Origin of the sequence: Falsiroseomonas sp., assembly GCF_051860665.1 — a bacterium.
In the GTDB taxonomy this organism is placed as follows: domain Bacteria; phylum Pseudomonadota; class Alphaproteobacteria; order Acetobacterales; family Acetobacteraceae; genus Falsiroseomonas.
On the sequence record NZ_JBHYDM010000019.1, the window covers coordinates 26,106 to 42,707 of the forward strand.

Genomic DNA, 16,602 nt, shown 5'->3' on the forward strand with positions numbered 1-16,602 from the left:
GCGGCTGCGCCCCGCCACCCCTCTCCCCGAATAAAGCCCATAGGCGAAGGATACCCACCCGCATGCCGCCACAGGGCGCGCGCGGCCTGTTCCGCCGCATCAGCGCATTCTACGCCAGGCTGCTCGACGTCCTGCTGGTCGTCACCGTCATTGGCATCATCCTGCCGGTCACCCTGCAGATCTTCGCGCGCTTCACCGATTTCCTGCCGCGCTACATCTGGACCGAGGAGCTGTCCCGCTTCCTGCTGGTCTGGATGATCATGCTGGGCAGCATCCTCGGGGTGCGGGAGGGGACGCATTTCAACGTCGATCTCTTCTACAACCTGCACGGCCGCAGGAAGGCGGCGCTGGATATCCTCTCCTCGCTCTTCGTGCTCGGCTTCGCCTATGTCTTCATCGTCTATGGCTGGGAATTCACCGATACCGCCTGGTACCGGATCAGCGAACTGGCCGAACTGCCGCTCTGGACCATCCACATCGCCTGGCCCATCGCCGGCGTCAGCTGGCTGATCTTCGCCGGCGAGCGAATCTGGGACGACCTGCAGGTCCTGCGGCATGGCGAAGGGGCGACTTCCTGATGGGCGGCAATGTCCTGGCCACCGGCGATGCCGCCTGGATCATGTTCGGCATCTTCTTCGCCCTGCTGGCGCTGCGCGTGCCCGTGGCCGTCGCGCTCGGCCTCGCCTGCCTGCCCTCCTTCATCATCGAGGACCGCCTCTGGCCGATGATCCTGGTGCAGGAGACCTTCAACTCCTACAACTCCTTCATCCTGCTGGCCGTGCCCTTCTTCCTGCTGGCCGCCAATCTGATGACCGCGGGCGGCATCACGGACCGGCTGGTGACGCTGTCGCGCTCCATGGTCGGGCACCTGCCGGGTGGCCTCGCGCAGATCAACGTCGTGCTCTCCGTCTTCTTCGCCGGCATCTCCGGCAGCTCCACCGCGGATGCCGCCAGCCAGGGCAAGATCTTCATCGAGGCGCAGATCAAGGAAGGCTATTCGCCCAGCTTCTCCGTCGCCATCACGGCCGTCTCGGCGGTACTGGCGGTGGTCATCCCGCCCTCGATCCTGATGATCGTCTGGGGTGGCGTGCTGACCACCTCGATCGGCGCGCTGTTCCTGGCGGGCATCCTGCCCGGCCTGCTGCTGGCGCTGGCGCAGATGGGCACCGTGCATGCCTATTCGAAGGCACGCAACTACCCGACCTATCCGCGCGAGACCTGGGGCCAGCTCGGCTATGCGCTGGTCGTCGCCATCCCGGCGCTGATGACGCCCTTCATCATCATCGGCGGCAAGATCTTCGGCTGGTTCACGCCGACGGAGGCCGCCTGCGTCGCCGTGCTCTACGCGCTGGTGCTGTCGGTCATCGTCTACCGTCAGCTCGACATGAAAGGCCTGTTCCGGGCCTTCAGCGAGACGGGGCGCTTCGCCGCCATCACCCTGTTCTGCGTCGGCACGGCGAGCGCCTTCGGCTGGCTGATGGCCTTCTACCAGATCCCGCAGGCGGTGCTGTCCGGCGTCTCGGCCTGGGAGATGGGGCCGATCGCGGCCGGCTTCTTCATCGCCGGTGTCTTCCTGGTGGTGGGCTGCTTCCTGGATGCGATCCCGGCCATCATCATCGTCGGCACCATCCTGCAGCCGGTGGCGGCGGCGGCGGGGCTGCATCCCGTCCACTTCGCCATGATCAGCATCGTCTCCCTCGCCTTCGGCCTGGTGACGCCGCCCTATGGGCTGTGCCTGCTGATCTGCTGCTCCATCGCCAACCTCCGGCTGGTGGATGTGCTGAAGGACGTGGTGCTGATGCTGCTGCCGATGCTGGCGGTGCTGGTGCTGCTGATCCTCTGGCCGGACATGGCGCTGCTGATCCCGCGCCTGCTCGAGCCCGGCTTCATGGAGTAGCGGCGGCGGAAGGTTGCGGAACAGGGGGCGCGGGGGCAAGTAGCGGGAGTGACCACGCCCCCCTCCCCCCGCCCTGCCGCGCCTGTGGCCTCCCTCGGCCTGCTACTGCCGCAATTGCGGCCCTATCTGGGGCGGGCCCTGGCCGCGGGCTTCGCGCTGGTGGCCGCCGCGGGGCTCACCCTCGCCCTGGGCCAGGGGCTGCGGCACCTGATCGACGAGGGCTTTGTCGGCGGTGCGGCCGCCTTGAACAATGCGGCGATCTTCATGGGCAGCGTCGTCGCGCTGCTCGCGATCGCGACCTCCGCCCGCTACTACCTGGTCTCCTGGCTCGGCGAACGGGTGGCGGCGGATCTGCGGCGGCGGGTCTTCGACCATGTGCTGACGCTCTCGCCCAGCTACTTCGAAACCGCCCGCACCGGCGACATCCTCTCCCGCATGACGGCGGATGTGGGGCTGCTGCAATCGCTCATCGGCTCCGCCATCTCCATGGGGCTGCGCAATGCGCTGACCGGGCTCGGCGCGCTGGCCATGCTGCTGGCCACCAGCGCCAAGCTGGCCGGCATCGTGCTGGCCGTGCTGCCGCTGGTGATCGTGCCGCTGGTGGTCTTCGGCCGCCGCGAACGCCGCCTGTCCAAGGTGGCGCAGGAACGCGTGGCGGACCTGGCGGCGACGGCGGAGGAGGCGCTGAACGGCCTGCGCATCGTGCAGGCCTTCACGCATGAGCCGGAGGATCGCCGGCGCTTCTCGCGGGAGGTGGAGGGCAGCGTCGCCGCCGCGCTCCGTCGCATCGCCTCGCGCGGCTTCCTGATCCTGGCGGTGATCCTGCTGGGCTTCGGCGCCATCACCTTCAGCCTCTGGGTCGGTGGGCATGATGTGGTGGCGGGGCGGATGACGGGGGGCGAGCTGACCGCCTTCGTCTTCTACGCCGTGCTGCTCGCCTCCTCCGGCGCCTCGATGAGCGAGTTGTGGGGGGAGATCCAGCGCGCCGGCGGGGCGGCGGACCGGCTGCAGGACCTGCTCGACGCGCAATCGGCCATCACCGTGCCGGCCGTGCCGGCGCATCTGCCGCAGCCGGCGCAGGGCCGGGTGGAATTCCGGGAGGTGCGCTTCGCCTATCCGACGCGGCCGGGCCAGGCGGCGCTGGATGACTTCTCGCTGGAGGTGGCGCCGGGGGAGACGGTGGCGCTGGTCGGCCCTTCCGGCGCCGGCAAGACCACGGTGTTCCAGCTGCTGCTGCGCTTCTACGACCCCCAGGCCGGCCGCGTGCTGGTGGATGGGGTGGATGCGGCGAAGCTGGCCCCGGCGGAGCTGCGCGGCAGGCTCGGCCTGGTGCCGCAGGACCCGGCCATCTTCTCCACCAGCGTGGCGGAGAATATCCGCTACGGCCGGCTGGATGCGACGGATGCGGAGGTGGAGGCGGCGGCCGTCGCGGCGGCGGCGGATGACTTCATCCGCAAGCTGCCGCAGGGCTATGCCACGCATCTCGGCGCGCGCGGCGTGACGCTGTCCGGCGGCCAGCGGCAGCGCATCGCCATCGCGCGGGCCATCCTGCGCGACCCGCCCATCCTGCTGCTGGACGAGGCGACCAGCGCGCTGGATGCCGAGTCGGAGCAATCCGTGCAGCGGGCGCTGGAGGCCCTGTCCCAGGGACGCACCACGCTGGTGGTGGCGCATCGCCTGGCCACCGTGCGCAAGGCGGACCGGATCGTGGTGATGGAGGGCGGGCGCATCGTCGCCATGGGCACGCATGACGCGCTGGTGCGGGAGGGCGGGCTCTATGCCCGCCTCGCCGCCCTGCAGTTCTCCGAGGCCGGCTGAGACATTTTCAAGCCTTGCGGCTGCACAGGGCGACTCGGAAAATGCCTTGGAAAATGGAGCTGGAGCCATTCCACCGCTTACGGTGAAACGGCTTCAGCCTCAGGCCCGGCGCGGCGCTTCCTCATCGGGCAGGCAGCCGCCGGCGGTGCAGTCATCCACCGCCTTCGGCAGGTCCCGCGCCAGGCGCGCCAGCAGTTCCTGGCGCGAGAGGCCGGTGTGGCGGGTCAGCTCGTCGAGCGTCTCCGGCCCGATGGCGCGCTCCATTCGGTCCGGCGCCATGTCGCGGTTCGGACCCTGGCGCACCCAGGAATCCGCCGTCTCGCCCTCGCCGGAGGCGCGGAAGCGGTCCACCAGCTCCCGCAACCCGCCGCTGAGCCCGCCGCCGGCGGCCCCGCCGCCGAGCAGGCCGCCCAGCATGCCGCCCAGGCCGCCGCCCTGGGGTGCCGCGCCGGCAGGCTGCAACCCGCCGCGGCCGCCATTCAGCAGTTCGGCCAGCTTGTCGCGGTTCTGGTAGCCGGCAATGGCCAGCACGCCCAGCAGCGCCGTCATGGAAGGAAAGCCGCGGCTCATGGATCTTCTCCGGTTGTTGCGGGGAAAACCCCGCCGCGACGCGGGAGTTCCGGTCAGTCCGCGCCCGGCGCTGCAAAGGGCACGCCCACCGTGCGCACCAGCCAGGCCAGCCGGTGCCGCTGCGCCGCCTGGGCATGGGCGCGGCTGGCGGCTTCCGCCGCATCGCCATCCCGCGCCCGCAGCGCGGCGAGGATCGCCCGGTGCTCCGCATGCGCCTGCTCGGCGCGGCCGGCGACGGTCAGCAGGCTGGGCAGCAGCGCCATGGTGGCGGAGATCTGCTCCAGGCTGCGCAGCAGGTAGCGGTTATGCGCGGCGAGATACAGCAGCCCGTGCAGGCGCTGGTTGGTCTCGGCGAGCGCCCGGGCGTCCTGGAACAAGGCGGGCTCCCCGGCCACCAGCTCGGCCATGGCGCCGATCTCGGTCGGGCTGGCGTGCTGGGCAGCGAGCCGCGCGGCCGCGCCCTCCAGCACCTCCCGCATCACATAGAGCTCGACCACCTGCTGGTGGTCCGGGCGGGTCACGGTGAGGCCGCGGCGGGGCTCGTGGGTCAGCAGCCCTTCCGATTCCAGCCGGGCGATGGCCTGTCGGACCGGGGTGCGGGAGACGCCGAAGCGGGCGGCGAGGTCGGTCTCGGTCAGCCGCAGTCCGGGCGCCAGCGCGCCCTCGCGGATCGCGGCGCGGATGCGGCCATAGGCCTCCTGGCCGAGGTCGCGGGAGGGGGGCGGCAGGTCCATGATTCCGGGTGTAGCGCAGCCGGCCGGCGCGATGGAACTGCCATCTGGACATCAGTGGATACGAATGGATACAAGGACGCGCTGCCCGAGGAGACCCGCGTGCCGGATTTTGCCCGCCTCTACGACGTCTTGGTGGTCGGCGGCGGCAATGCCGCCCTCTGCGCCGCCATCACCGCGCGCCGGGCCGGCGCCTCCGTCATCCTGTGCGAGGCCTCCCCGCCCCCGCTGCGCGGCGGCAATTCGCGCCACACCCGCAACCTCCGCGCCTTGCATCCCGGCCCCACCCAGGTGCTGACCGACAGCTACCTGGAGGAGGAATACTGGGACGACCTGAACCGGGTGACGGGCGGCAAGACGGATGAGGGCCTGGCCCGCATGTGCATCCGCGCCAGCCAACACGCGCCGGATTTCCTGGCGAGCTGCGGCGTGGTCTTCCAGCCCTCGCTTTCCGGCACGCTGTCGCTGTCCCGCACCAACGCCTTCTTCCTCGGCGGCGGCAAGGCCCTGGTGAATGCGCTGTTCCGGGAAGCGGCGCGGCTCGGCATCGTGCTGCTGACGGATACCGAGGTGCAGCACATCCAGGTGGAGGAAGGCCATGCGACGGAGGCCATCGTCTCCCACAAAGGCTTCCCCGAGCGCATCCGCTTCAAGGCCCTCGTCGCGGCCAGCGGCGGCTTCCAGGCGAATAGAACCTGGCTGCGGGAATACTGGGGCGATGCCGCCGACAATTTCCAGATCCGCGGCACCCCCTATGCCCAGGGCACCATCCTGAAGGATCTGCTGGCACAGGGCGTGCAGCAGGTGGGCGACCCCACGCAGTTCCACGCGGTGGCAAACGATGCCCGCGCACCCATGGAGGATGGCGGCCTCGCCATGCGGCTGGACTGCGTGCCCTTCAGCCTGGTGGTGAACCGCGATGTCGAGCGCTTCTACGACGAGGGCGAGGATGTCTGGCCGAAGCGCTATGCCATCTGGGGCCGGCTGATCGCGCAGCAGCCCGGCCAGATCGCCCTGGCGGTGACGGACAGCAAGGCGGTGCTGAATTTTTTGCCCAGCGTCTACCCGCCCTACAAGGCGGATAGCATCGCAGAGATTGCCGCGATGGCCGGCTTCGATGCCGGCAAGCTTGAAAGGGTGGTGGCGGATTTCAACGCCGCCGTCCGTCCAGGCACCTTCAAGCCCATGGTGCCGGACGATTGCAGCACCGAAGGCCTCGTGCCGCCGAAAAGCCATTGGGCCCGGCGCATCGATACGCCGCCCTACTACGCCTATCCGCTGCGGCCGGGCATCACCTTCACCTTCCTCGGCGTGAAGGTGAACGACCAGGCCCGCGTGCTGATGGCCGATGGCAGGCCTTCCGCCAATATGTTCGCAAGTGGGGAAATCATGTCGGGCAATATCCTCGGCCAGGGCTATCTCGCCGGCTTCGGCATGACCCTCGGCACCGTCTTCGGACGCCTGGCCGGTGAGGGAGCGGCGCGCCATGTCCGCAACTGAGATGAGCAAGCTGGACCTGCTGCTGCAGGAAGCGACCGGGATCGAATCCGAGGCCTACCAGGACGCCCGCCGTCAGATGGCGGTCTGCAATGCCTGCCGCTACTGCGAGGGCTATTGCGCCGTCTTCCCGGCCATGGCCGCGCGGCGGGATTTCGAGAAGGCGGACCTGACCCACCTGGCGAACCTCTGCCATGGCTGCAAGGGCTGCTACCACGCCTGCCAATACGCGCCGCCGCATGCCTTCGGCATCAATATCCCGGCGACCTTCGCGACCATCCGGCAGGAGAGCTACGCGGAATACGCTTGGCCTTCGGGCGCGGGCAGGCTGTTTGCGCGCAACGGCACGCTGGTGGCGGGGCTGGCGACGCTCTTCGTGATGCTGGCGCTGATCCTCAGCGTGGCGATCAAGGACCCGGCGGTGCTGTTCAGCGCGCAGACCGGCACCGGCGCCTTCTTCCGCATCATCCCGATGTGGCTGATCAACCTGCTGGCTGGCGGCAGCTTCCTCTTCGCCATCCTCGCCATGGCCATGGGCGCCATCCGCTACTGGCGCGCCACCGGCGGCATGGGCGGCAGTTTCCAGCCAGCACCGGCGGCGGAAGCGGCGGTGGATGTGCTGACGCTCCGCAACCTCGGCGGCGGCGGGCATGGCTGCAACGACCTGGACGACAGTTTTGCCCAGCACCGGCGCTGGCTGCATCAGTCCATGTTCTTCGGCTTCATGCTCTGCTTTGCGGCCACCACCACCGGCGCGATCTATCACCACATCTTCGGCTGGCATTCGCCGCACGCCTTCCTGTCCCTGCCCGTGCAGCTCGGCACCTGGGGCGGCGTGCTGCTCTGCATCGGCACGGCGGGGCTGATCGTGGTGAAGACCATCACGGACCCCGTGCCGGTGGCCCGCAAGCTGATGGGCGGCGAATACGCCATGCTCGGCCTGCTCTTCCTGATCGGCGCCACCGGGCTGCTGCTGCTGGCGGTGCGGCATACCGGGGCGATGGGCCTGATGCTGGTACTGCATCTGGGCCTTGTGCTCGCGCTCTTCGTGGTGCTGCCCTATTCGAAGATGGTGCACGGGATTTATCGCGGCATCGCCCTGCTGCGGAATGCGCGGGAGAAGCGGCCGGCCTGAGGCCGGGCTTCCGCGAAACAGGGACGAAACATTCGCCCCTGTTGCGAAACGCGATCGAAACCTCGCCACCCTAGCAAGCGCCCCCACCGCAGGGGCGCTTCCGAGGGAGTGGATCCGGCCCGCTGCCCTTCCACACCACGAGGTTTCCATGACCACGCCCAGAATGGCGTCCCTTGCCGCGTCGCCCCATGTCGTCGAGGGCACCGATGGCACGGACTACCTGTTCGGCACGGCCGCCGCCGACCTGATCCTCGGCTATGGCGGTGACGACCAGATCTTCCATGACAGCCCCGCCGGATTGCAGGGCGACACGATCTCGGGCGGCGCGGGCTTCGACGCGCTGAACCTGAGCTTCGCGGGCGCGACAGCGGGCGTCACCTTCACCGTGGTCGATTCGGCGGAGATGATCTCGCTGCTCGGCGCGAAACTCGTCGATATCGAGGCCTATGCCATCACCGGCTCCGCCTTCGCCGACCGTTTCACCGGCGGCACCTGGGACGACCGTTTTGTTGGCGGCGGAGGCAACGACACGGCACTCGGCGGGCTGGGCGACGACACGCTCTTCGGCGAGGACGGCCATGACCGCCTGGAGGGCGGCAATGGCGACGACGCGCTGCTGGGCGATGCCGGCAACGACCAGCTCGGCGGCGGCAATGGCCGCGACCAGCTCTTTGGCGGCAGCGGCAATGACCGCCTCTATGGCCAGGCGGGCGAGGACCAGATGTTCGGCGAGGCCGGCCACGACCTGATGGACGGCGGCACCGGAAACGACACGCTGCGCGGCGGCGAGGGCAACGACACGCTGCTCGGCGAGGCCGGCGACGACAGCCTGTCCGGCGGCACCGGCGCCGATACGCTGAATGGCGGCAGCGGCAATGACGTGATCGAGCGCTGGCAAGGCGAGGGCGCCGATTCCATCGATGGCGGCACGGGCCTGGACCGGCTGGTGCTGCATGGCCTGTCCGGCAGCTTCGTCGCCAAGGCGGCCAATGTTCTGAACGTCCTGGCCGATGGCACCCGCATCCTCAACATCGAGGCCTACAGCATCGACGGCGACGAGCAGGCCAATCTCTTCGCCGGCGAGGCCGGGGACGACGTGCTGAACGGCTTCTACGGCGCGGATACGCTGCGCGGCGGCAGTGGCCATGACCTGCTGATGGGCGGCGAAGGCGCCGACCTGCTGGAAGGCGGCGAGGGCGACGACATCCTCATCGTCGGGGCCGGCGGCATCGACACGATCCGCGGCGGCGCCGGCATGGACACCGCGCGGATCGACCGCTTCACCTATTCCGATGCGATCAGCTACCGCTTCACTGGAAGCGCGACCGCCACCCTCTCCGACGGCACCACGCTGGTCGATATCGAGATCGTCGAGATCAACACGGCCTATGGCCATGATGTGCTGACGGCCGGCACGGCCAAGCGCGTGGTCTTCAACGCCGCCGGCGGCAACAATGCACTGACCGGCAATACCGGCAACGACGTGATGACGGCCGGCCATGGCAACGACACCATCCGCTCCGGCAGCGGCATGGACCGCATCGTCGATGGCGGCGGCAACAACATCATCGATTCCGGCGCCGGCGACGACGATGTCAGCGTGGACGGCGCTTCAGGCCATAGCCGCATCCAGCTCGGCAGCGGCAACGACGTGGTCTATCTCAACAATGGCGGCGGCAGCGCCGGCGGCCTCTATACGGTGGATGGCGGGGACGGCATCGACTTCGCCTGGATCAACCGCTCCGCCAGCAGCCGCGATCTGACCTTCACCCTTTCCGCCAATGCCGTGATGGCGAATGGCGATGTCACGCTGGCCAATGTGGAGCGCGTGCATATCCGCGCCGGCTCCGGCCGGGACAGCCTGGTGGGCGGCGCGCTGGATGACTGGTTCAACGGCATGTCGGGTGCCGATACGCTGCTGGGCCTGGGCGGCAATGACGAGCTGACCGGCTGGTACGGCGCCGATCGGCTGGAGGGCGGCGATGGGGCCGACATCCTCTGGGCCACCGGCGGCATCAAGGATGGTGAGGCCGATACGCTGCTGGGCGGCGCCGGGGCGGATGCGCTGCACATGAACCGCGGCGACCAGGCCGATGGCGGGACGGAGGAGGACAGCCTCTTCCTCGACCTGACCGAGGAATATGTCGATTTCGCCTTCACCTTCGCCACCGGCCTGGTGCAGGTGGATGCCACCACCCGCTTCACCGGCATGGAGCGCCTGTTCTTCGACGGCGGCCGCGGCCATGACAGCGTCACCGGCGGGGCCTTGGCCGATGTGCTGGAGGGCAATGCCGGCAACGACAAGCTGCGCGGCGGCGGCGGCAATGACGAACTGACGGATGGCGACGGTCATGACAGCCTCTATGGCGAGGCCGGCGACGATCTCTTCATCCGCACCGACTTCGACGCCAATGGCACCGACTATTTCGACGGCAGCTCCGGCGTGGATACGCTGCGCTTCAATATCGTCTCGGGCCAGCCGGTCTGGCTGGACATGGTGGCGCAGCAGTTCAATGGCGGCCTGGCCCAGGGCCTGACGCTCCGCATGATCGAGAATGTGGTCGGCAGCGACGCCGGGGACGATATCCGCGGCTCCGCCTCCGCCAATGCCTTCTGGGGCGGCAAGGGCTCGGATTACCTGGAGGGGCGCGAGGGCAATGACACGCTGGAGGGCGGCGAGGGATCCGACATGCTCTCCGGCGGTGCGGGGCGCGACAGCTTCCTCTTCGGCCTCGGCGCCACCGGCTCCGGCGACCTCATCCTGGACTTCGTCCGCGGCGAGGACCGCATCGCGATCGAGCGCGAGGCCTTCGGTCTGGGGAATGCCACGACCGCGTCCCTGGTCGTCGGCGCCAGCCCGGTGGTGAATGCAGCCGGGCCACAATTCCTCTTCGAAACCGGCACCGGCCGGCTCTGGTTCGATGCTGATGGCACGGGGGATCTGGCCGATATCAGCTGGGTCGCGACGCTGTCCGGCGTCACCGCCCTCTCGACGGCGGACCTCATCCTGGTGTGAATGGTCCCCGGCAGGTGGGGACGGGGCGATGCGGCATTTCTACGGATGGGCGACGCCCAATTCCCAGCGCGTCTCCATCATGCTGGAGGAGTGCGCGCTGGATTATTCCGTGACCGGCGTGAACATCCGCGCCCGGGAACAGTTCGCGCCCGAGATCCTGGCGCTGAACCCCTATGGAAAGATCCCGATCCTGGTGGAGGAGGGGCGCCCGATCTTCGAAAGCGGCGCCATCCTGCTGCATCTGGCGGAGCGCCACGGGGTGCTGATGGGGGAGGATCGCGCCACCACCCTGTCCTGGCTGATGGTCGCCCTGACCTCGCTCGGCCCCTTTACGGGCCAGGCGCATCACTGGACCGAGCTGGCGCCGCAGAAGCCGGAGGCGGCGCGGGCGCATGCCACCGCCCTCGTCGACCGGGTCTACCGCCTGCTGGACGGGCGGCTGGCGGAGGTGCCGTATATCGCCGGCGCCAGCTGCTCCATCGCCGATATCGCGGCCTATCCCTGGGTGGCGAAGCATGGCTGGGCCGACCGGACCCTGGACCCCACCCCGCATCTGGCCGCCTGGTTCGCCCGGATGGGCGAACGCCCGGCGGTGCGGCGCGGCATGGCGGTGCCGGCGGGGGCACGGCTGGAATAGTGCTCCCGCGGCCGTTCAGGGCAGCCGGATGGTGTTGAGGCCGGTGAAGGCCTGGTCCTCATCCTCGTCAACATGCCGCCGGCGAAGCTGCCGACGCCTTCCGGCAAGGACGGCTCCGTCGGCGCCGGCTGCGAAGCCGGGGGCACATGGTTCGGGAACAGGATCTGCAGGAAGGCCGGCGGAACCCCCAGCTACTGCAATCAATCAAGGACATCCGGCGGAACATCGGACTGGTAATAGGACGGTATGGTGATGCCTGGTGCCTCGATACCGATTGGGGGGGTGTCGGGCATCTGTAGGATCTCGGGCGGCACCTCGATGTCGGGCAGGGGGATGCCGACACCGCCGGTGGTGATGGTGTTCGGCGCGCTGACGAAGCCGCCGATGACCGAATCCAGCATTGCCTCGTCCAGCTTCTGCGGCTCCGACGTCATCTTGCCCGCGTGATTGGCCATGGCCCCGATCACCCCTTGCCTTGCGACACGGCGGGCTTCGACTGGGCCGACCCGGCCCGGACCCCGCTTGCCCGAACCATGCCTGTTACGGCCTTCCGTAGGAAGAAACGAGTTCCACTCGTTGCGATAGGACCGCCCTATGGCTTTCGGCGCGGCCAGCCCGCCGGCGAAACTTTCCTGGCGTGCCCCGTCTCGAAATCCCAGCTATGCTGCACTGCCGTCGTGGCACGCGAAGGATGCACCGGATGAACGCCCAAACCCCTCCCCCCGGGCGCGAACTGATGGCCAGGGGCGCCGAGACCCTGAGCCGCTTCATGGAACAGGCCCAGGCCATGGGTGAGGTCGCGCGCAAGCAGATGGCCGCCATGACCCCGGCGCTCGCCCCGCCGCGCATCCTGGATGGCGCCGGTCCCACCGGCTCGGCCTTCCTCGGCCAGTCCCCCTTCAAGCTGATGGCCGATGCCATGGCCTATGCGGTGGATGCCTCGCAGCGTTCCGTCCTGTTCTGGGACACGATGCGCCAAGCCGGCAATGCCTTCGTCGAGCATGAGAAGGCCGGCTGCCCGCCGGTGCTGGTCTTCGAATGGGACATGGTGGTGGATGGCCGCACCCTGCCCCGCCGCTGCAACTACGCCCTGGTCCGCATCAAGCCGCCGGAGGGGGTGCGCGAGCCCGACCCGGCGATGCGCCCCTTCGTCATCATCGACCCCCGCGCCGGCCACGGCGCCGGCATCGGCGGCTTCAAGTCGGACAGCCAGGTGGGCGTGGCACTCCGCCGCGGCCATCCTGTCTATTTCGTCATCTTCTTCCGCGACCCCGAGCCCGGCCAGACCATCCTGGACATCACCGAGGCCGAGGCAATCTTCCTGCGCCGCATCCACGAATTGCACCCGGATGCGCAGCGCCCCGTGGTGATCGGCAATTGCCAGGGCGGCTGGGCGGTGATGATGCTCGGCGCCTCCGAGCCCGATCTCACCGGCCCCCTGGTGCTGAACGGCGCGCCACTGTCCTATTGGGCGGGCGAGAAGGGCCGCAACCCGATGCGCTATACCGGCGGCCTGGCCGGCGGGTCCTGGCCCGCGGCGCTGCTGGCCGATCTCGGCAATGGCACCTTCGACGGCGCCAACCTGGTCGCGAACTTCGAGAGCCTTTCGCCGGGCAACACCAAGTTCCGCAAGTACTTCAACCTGTATGAGAAGGTGGACACCGAGGCCGAGCGCTTCCTGGAATTCGAGCGCTGGTGGGGCGGCTACTTCCTGATGACGCGGGACGAGATCCGCTGGATCGTCGAGAACCTCTTCATCGGCGACAAATTCGCCCGCGGCGAGATCAGCGCCGGCAAGGGCGCCAGCTTCAACATGCGGTCCGTAAAATCGCCGATCGTGGTCTTCGCCTCGGCCGGCGACAATATCACCCCGCCCGGCCAGGCGCTGCGCTGGATCGCCGACGTCTATCGCGACGAGCAGGAGATCAAGACCCTCGGCCAGACCATCATCTACCTGGTGCATGACGAGATCGGCCATCTCGGCATCTTCGTCTCCGGCAAGGTGGCCAACAAGGAACATGCCGAGATCGCCAATACCCTCGACCTGATCGAGAGCGTGGCGCCGGGCCTTTACGAGCTTCGCATCACCGGCACGGCCGGCACGGGCCTCAACACCGGCTACCAGGTGGAGCTGGTGGAGAAGACGGTGGCCGATATCCGCGCCGTCTCCGGCGATGCGGAGAACGAGGCCTTTCCGGCGGTGGCGCGCATCTCCGCGCTGAACCAGATGATCTACGACCTGTTTGCCAGCCCGATCGTGCGGCAATTCGCCACCGAGGAATCGGCCGAGCTGCGGCGGCAGATGAACCCGATGCGCGCGCGCCGCTACCTGGTGAGCGACGCCAATCCGCTGATGCGGCCGCTGGGCACCATGGCGGAGATGGTGCGCGCGAACCGCCAGCCCGTGGCGCCCGACAATCCCTTCGTCGCCATGGAACGCGCCTGGGCCGATGGCGTGGAGCGCAGCATCGATGCCTGGCGCGACTGGCGCGACCAGATGCAGGAAACCGCCTTCCACGCCGTCTATGGCACGCTCTCCGCGCTCAATGTCGCCTCCGAGGTGCCGACGCTGGACGCCGCGCCGGAACTGGCAGGCGAGACGCCGGATGTGCGCGCGGCGCTGGAGCGCATCGCGCAGGGCGGCTATGCGGAAGCCGTGGTGCGGATGATGATCCTGCTGGCCAAGGCGCGCGGTGGCGTCCGCCGCAGCCGCCTCGCCCGCTCCAACGCCCTGCTGACGACGGAGGAGCCCTTCGCGCAGCTCACCGCCTCCGCCCGCCAGGCGCTGATCCGGGAGCAGACGGTGGTGGTGGAGATGGCGCCGCAGCAGGCCTTCGAGACGCTGGTCACCCTGCTGCCCGACCCCGCCGAGCGCCGCCGCGCCCTGGCCACCGTGGCCGATGTGGCGGGGCCGGAGGAGGAGCTCGGCGAGCCGGCCCAGGCCATGCTCGCGCGCCTGCGCGCCCTGCTGGCGCCACCGCCGCGACGCCCGCGCCAGCCCGGCTGAGGCCGGGCCGCGGCGCGAAATTCATCCCTGCCCGGATTCACTCCTGGGCAATCGGGCCATGCCATCCTGCCCCTGCGTCCGGCACTCCCCCGTATCGGACCCCAAGGCCGCAAGAATTGCGGCGCCGAGGCAAGAGGGCCAAGCCGATGATGCCGCATACCGCTGCAAGCCAGAGACCCCACCGCGCCCCCGATTTCGTGGCCGCGACACTGCTCACCTCCGAGGAGGGGGCCGAGATCCACCTGATGGACCGCGAAGGCCGCCTTCTGCGGCTGCCGACGGACGAGGCCAATGCCCGCCAGCTGATCATCGGGCTCTGGCAGGCACTCGACCGCGCGAAGTAGCCGCCGGCGCCCGGATCGGGATTGCGCGGCGCCACACGGCTTCTATCGTGACCCCCAAGGGGAAGACCCGGGGGAAGCGACATGGCGGAAATGCGCAAGGTTGCGATCGTGGGGGCCGGGCTGATCGGCCGCGCCTGGGCGATGATCTTCGCCCGCGCCGGCTGGCAGGCCGCGCTGCACGACCCCTCCCCCACCGCGCTGGAGGCCGCCCCCGGCCTGTGCCGCGCCGGGCTTGAGGAGCTGGCACGCCACGGCCTCTGCGAGGACCCGGCCGCCGCCGCCGCACGCATCAGCCTGGCGCGCAGCCTGACGGAGGCGCTGGACCGCGCGGAATTCGTGCAGGAGAACGGGCCGGAGGATGCCGCGACCAAGCGCGCCATCTTCGCGGAGCTCGATTTCCTGGCGGCGCCGGACTGCGTCCTGGCGTCTTCCACCAGCGCCATCCCGGCCTCGGTCTTCACCGAGGGGCTGGCCGGCCGGGCGCGCTGCCTCGTCGCCCACCCGGTGAACCCGCCGCACCTGGTGCCGGTGGTCGAGCTCTCCGGCGCGCCCTGGACCTCGCCCGAAACCCTTTGGCGCGCGCGGGCCATCTTTGCGGGCATTGGCCAGGCGCCAATCACGGTGAAGCGGGAGATCGAGGGCTTCATCCTCAACCGCCTGCAGGGCGCGCTGCTGGCCGAGGCCTTCCGGCTGGTGCAGGAGGGCTATGTCTCGCCGCAGGACCTGGACACGACGGTGAGCGAGGGCCTCGGCCTGCGCTGGTCCTTCCTCGGCCCCTTCGCGACCATCGAGCTGAATGCGCCGGGCGGCATCCCCGATTACTGCGCGCGCTACGGCCCCTTCTACGGCCGCATCGCCGCCGCGCCGCCCTCGCCCGAGGTCTTTGGCGCGGCGGGGCTGGAGAGCATCATGGCGCAATGGGGCGCGACGCCCGACCGGGCGGAGATCGCCGCCCGCAGCGCCCGGCGCGACGCGCGCCTGGCCGCCCTGGCCGCGCATAAGAAGGAGGCCGAGACGGCATGACCCGCAAAGTCATCATCACCTGCGCGGTGACGGGCGCGATCCATACGCCCAGCATGTCCCCGCACCTGCCGATCACGGCGGAACAGATCGCCGATGCGGCGATCGGCGCGGCGGAGGCGGGTGCCGCCATCGTCCATCTGCATGCGCGCAACCCGCAGGATGGCCGCCCCGACCAGTCACCGGAGGCCTTCGCCCCTTTCCTGCGCGTCATCAAGCAGCGCAGCGACTGCGTGGTGAACATCACCACCGGCGGCGCGCCGACCATGACCATCGAGCAGCGGGTGAAGCCGGCGGCAAGCTTCGCGCCGGAGGTGGCCTCGCTGAATATGGGCTCCATGAACTTCGGGCTGTTCGGCATGCTGAACAGGTTCAAGACGTTTCAGCACGACTGGGAAAAGCCCTATCTGGAAAACAAGGACATCCTGTTCCGCAACACATTCGGGGACATCGAATACATCCTCCGCACCTGCTCGGAGAACAACACGCGCTTCGAATTCGAATGCTACGACACCTCCCACCTCTACAACCTGAAGTACTTTCTGGATGCCGGGCTGGTGAAGGCGCCGCTGTTCATCCAGACGGTCTTCGGCCTGCAGGGCGGCATCGGCGCGCATCCGGAGGATGTGATGCACATGAAGCGCACGGCGGACCGTCTGTTCGGCGACAGCTACAAATGGTCCGTCCTCGGCGCGGGGCGGAACCAGCTGCCCATCGCGGCCATGGCGGCGGCGATGGGCGGCAATATCCGCGTGGGGCTGGAGGACAGCCTCTGGGGCGGGCCGGGGCGGCTGGCGGCGAGCAATGCGGAACAGGTGCGCAGCGCAAGGCAGATCATCGAGGGGCTGGGGCTGAGCGTCGCGACGCCGGATGAGGCGCGGGAGATCCTGAGCCTGAAGGGCGGCGACCGGGTGAATTTCTGATGCGGCG

At 69.1% G+C, this 16,602-nt stretch carries 14 protein-coding genes; 11 read left to right on the forward strand and 3 right to left on the reverse strand.

Translation table 11 applies throughout. The features are described from left to right. The first annotated feature begins 62 nt into the window (after positions 1–62). The 3 genes from ACTIF1_RS17820 (at position 63) to ACTIF1_RS17830 (ending at position 3,715) form a co-directional block, all read left to right on the forward strand. Positions 63–578, forward strand: a complete 516-nt coding sequence (locus tag ACTIF1_RS17820; RefSeq protein ID WP_439597799.1) for a TRAP transporter small permease — start codon at positions 63–65, stop codon at positions 576–578. Next, positions 578–1,897: a TRAP transporter large permease gene (locus tag ACTIF1_RS17825; RefSeq protein WP_439597800.1), complete on the forward strand. Its 1,320-nt coding sequence runs from the start codon at positions 578–580 to the stop codon at positions 1,895–1,897. Before ACTIF1_RS17820 ends, ACTIF1_RS17825 begins: the two co-directional genes overlap by 1 nt. Positions 1,898–1,981: 84 nt before the next feature. After that, positions 1,982–3,715 (forward strand): ABC transporter transmembrane domain-containing protein, encoded by a 1,734-nt coding sequence (locus tag ACTIF1_RS17830; RefSeq protein ID WP_439597801.1) that lies wholly within the window; start codon positions 1,982–1,984, stop codon positions 3,713–3,715. A gap of 99 nt (positions 3,716–3,814) precedes the next feature. Here the strand turns inward: ACTIF1_RS17830 and ACTIF1_RS17835 are convergent, their stop codons facing one another. Continuing rightward, on the reverse strand, positions 3,815–4,285 hold the full coding sequence (locus ACTIF1_RS17835) for a YidB family protein (RefSeq protein WP_439597802.1): 471 nt from the start codon (positions 4,283–4,285) through the stop codon (positions 3,815–3,817). Between the two features lie 53 nt (positions 4,286–4,338). Further along, positions 4,339–5,019: a GntR family transcriptional regulator gene (locus tag ACTIF1_RS17840; protein ID WP_439597803.1), complete on the reverse strand. Its 681-nt coding sequence runs from the start codon at positions 5,017–5,019 to the stop codon at positions 4,339–4,341. A 54-nt stretch (positions 5,020–5,073) separates the two neighbouring features. On the opposite strand from ACTIF1_RS17840, the gene tcuA reads away from it, so the two are divergent. The 4 genes from tcuA (at position 5,074) to ACTIF1_RS17860 (ending at position 11,301) form a co-directional block, all read left to right on the forward strand. Continuing rightward, positions 5,074–6,516, forward strand: a complete 1,443-nt coding sequence (tcuA, locus tag ACTIF1_RS17845; RefSeq protein ID WP_439597804.1) for an FAD-dependent tricarballylate dehydrogenase TcuA — start codon at positions 5,074–5,076, stop codon at positions 6,514–6,516. Further along, complete coding sequence (tcuB, locus tag ACTIF1_RS17850; RefSeq protein WP_439597805.1) at positions 6,503–7,648, forward strand: tricarballylate utilization 4Fe-4S protein TcuB; 1,146 nt, start codon at positions 6,503–6,505, stop codon at positions 7,646–7,648. Before tcuA ends, tcuB begins: the two co-directional genes overlap by 14 nt. A gap of 148 nt (positions 7,649–7,796) precedes the next feature. Then, entirely contained in the window at positions 7,797–10,664 is a 2,868-nt protein-coding gene (locus ACTIF1_RS17855; RefSeq protein WP_439597806.1) for a calcium-binding protein, read from the forward strand. Positions 10,665–10,692: 28 nt separating this feature from the next. Further along, a complete protein-coding gene (locus tag ACTIF1_RS17860; RefSeq protein WP_439597807.1) occupies positions 10,693–11,301 on the forward strand; it encodes a glutathione S-transferase family protein in 609 nt (202 codons plus the stop codon). Positions 11,302–11,501: 200 nt separating this feature from the next. On the opposite strand, the gene ACTIF1_RS17865 is transcribed toward ACTIF1_RS17860, so the two are convergent. Then, positions 11,502–11,756 carry a hypothetical protein gene (locus tag ACTIF1_RS17865; protein WP_439597808.1) on the reverse strand — a complete coding sequence of 85 codons (255 nt, stop codon included), beginning with the start codon at positions 11,754–11,756 and terminating at the stop codon, positions 11,502–11,504. Positions 11,757–12,037: 281 nt separating this feature from the next. Here ACTIF1_RS17865 and ACTIF1_RS17870 point away from each other — a divergent pair, with 281 nt between their 5' ends. The 4 genes from ACTIF1_RS17870 to ACTIF1_RS17885 all read left to right on the forward strand — a co-directional run bounded on the left by ACTIF1_RS17870 (position 12,038) and on the right by ACTIF1_RS17885 (position 16,595). Continuing rightward, entirely contained in the window at positions 12,038–14,308 is a 2,271-nt protein-coding gene (locus ACTIF1_RS17870; RefSeq protein ID WP_439597809.1) for a DUF3141 domain-containing protein, read from the forward strand. Positions 14,309–14,505: 197 nt separating this feature from the next. After that, the gene (locus ACTIF1_RS17875; protein WP_439597810.1) at positions 14,506–14,652 is read left to right on the forward strand and encodes a hypothetical protein; all 147 of its coding nucleotides are present in this window, start codon (positions 14,506–14,508) and stop codon (positions 14,650–14,652) included. Positions 14,653–14,733: 81 nt separating this feature from the next. Continuing rightward, entirely contained in the window at positions 14,734–15,675 is a 942-nt protein-coding gene (locus ACTIF1_RS17880) for a 3-hydroxyacyl-CoA dehydrogenase (protein WP_439597811.1), read from the forward strand. Next, positions 15,672–16,595, forward strand: a complete 924-nt coding sequence (locus tag ACTIF1_RS17885; RefSeq protein ID WP_439597812.1) for a 3-keto-5-aminohexanoate cleavage protein — start codon at positions 15,672–15,674, stop codon at positions 16,593–16,595. The genes ACTIF1_RS17880 and ACTIF1_RS17885 overlap by 4 nt, the downstream gene beginning before the upstream one ends. Positions 16,596–16,602: the final 7 nt, after the last annotated feature.

What these genes read in the sequence shown, in the direction of transcription:
- ACTIF1_RS17820 (WP_439597799.1), top strand. Translation starts at nt 63, where the DNA reads ATGCCGCCACAGGGCGCGCGCGGCCTGTTCCGCCGCATCAGCGCATTC.
- ACTIF1_RS17825 (WP_439597800.1), top strand. Translation starts at nt 578, where the DNA reads ATGGGCGGCAATGTCCTGGCCACCGGCGATGCCGCCTGGATCATGTTC.
- ACTIF1_RS17835 (WP_439597802.1), bottom strand. Translation starts at nt 4,285, where the DNA reads ATGAGCCGCGGCTTTCCTTCCATGACGGCGCTGCTGGGCGTGCTGGCC.
- ACTIF1_RS17840 (WP_439597803.1), bottom strand. Translation starts at nt 5,019, where the DNA reads ATGGACCTGCCGCCCCCCTCCCGCGACCTCGGCCAGGAGGCCTATGGC.
- tcuB (WP_439597805.1), top strand. Translation starts at nt 6,503, where the DNA reads ATGTCCGCAACTGAGATGAGCAAGCTGGACCTGCTGCTGCAGGAAGCG.
- ACTIF1_RS17855 (WP_439597806.1), top strand. Translation starts at nt 7,797, where the DNA reads ATGACCACGCCCAGAATGGCGTCCCTTGCCGCGTCGCCCCATGTCGTC.
- ACTIF1_RS17860 (WP_439597807.1), top strand. Translation starts at nt 10,693, where the DNA reads ATGCGGCATTTCTACGGATGGGCGACGCCCAATTCCCAGCGCGTCTCC.
- ACTIF1_RS17865 (WP_439597808.1), bottom strand. Translation starts at nt 11,756, where the DNA reads ATGGCCAATCACGCGGGCAAGATGACGTCGGAGCCGCAGAAGCTGGAC.
- ACTIF1_RS17870 (WP_439597809.1), top strand. Translation starts at nt 12,038, where the DNA reads ATGGCCAGGGGCGCCGAGACCCTGAGCCGCTTCATGGAACAGGCCCAG.
- ACTIF1_RS17880 (WP_439597811.1), top strand. Translation starts at nt 14,734, where the DNA reads ATGGCGGAAATGCGCAAGGTTGCGATCGTGGGGGCCGGGCTGATCGGC.
- ACTIF1_RS17885 (WP_439597812.1), top strand. Translation starts at nt 15,672, where the DNA reads ATGACCCGCAAAGTCATCATCACCTGCGCGGTGACGGGCGCGATCCAT.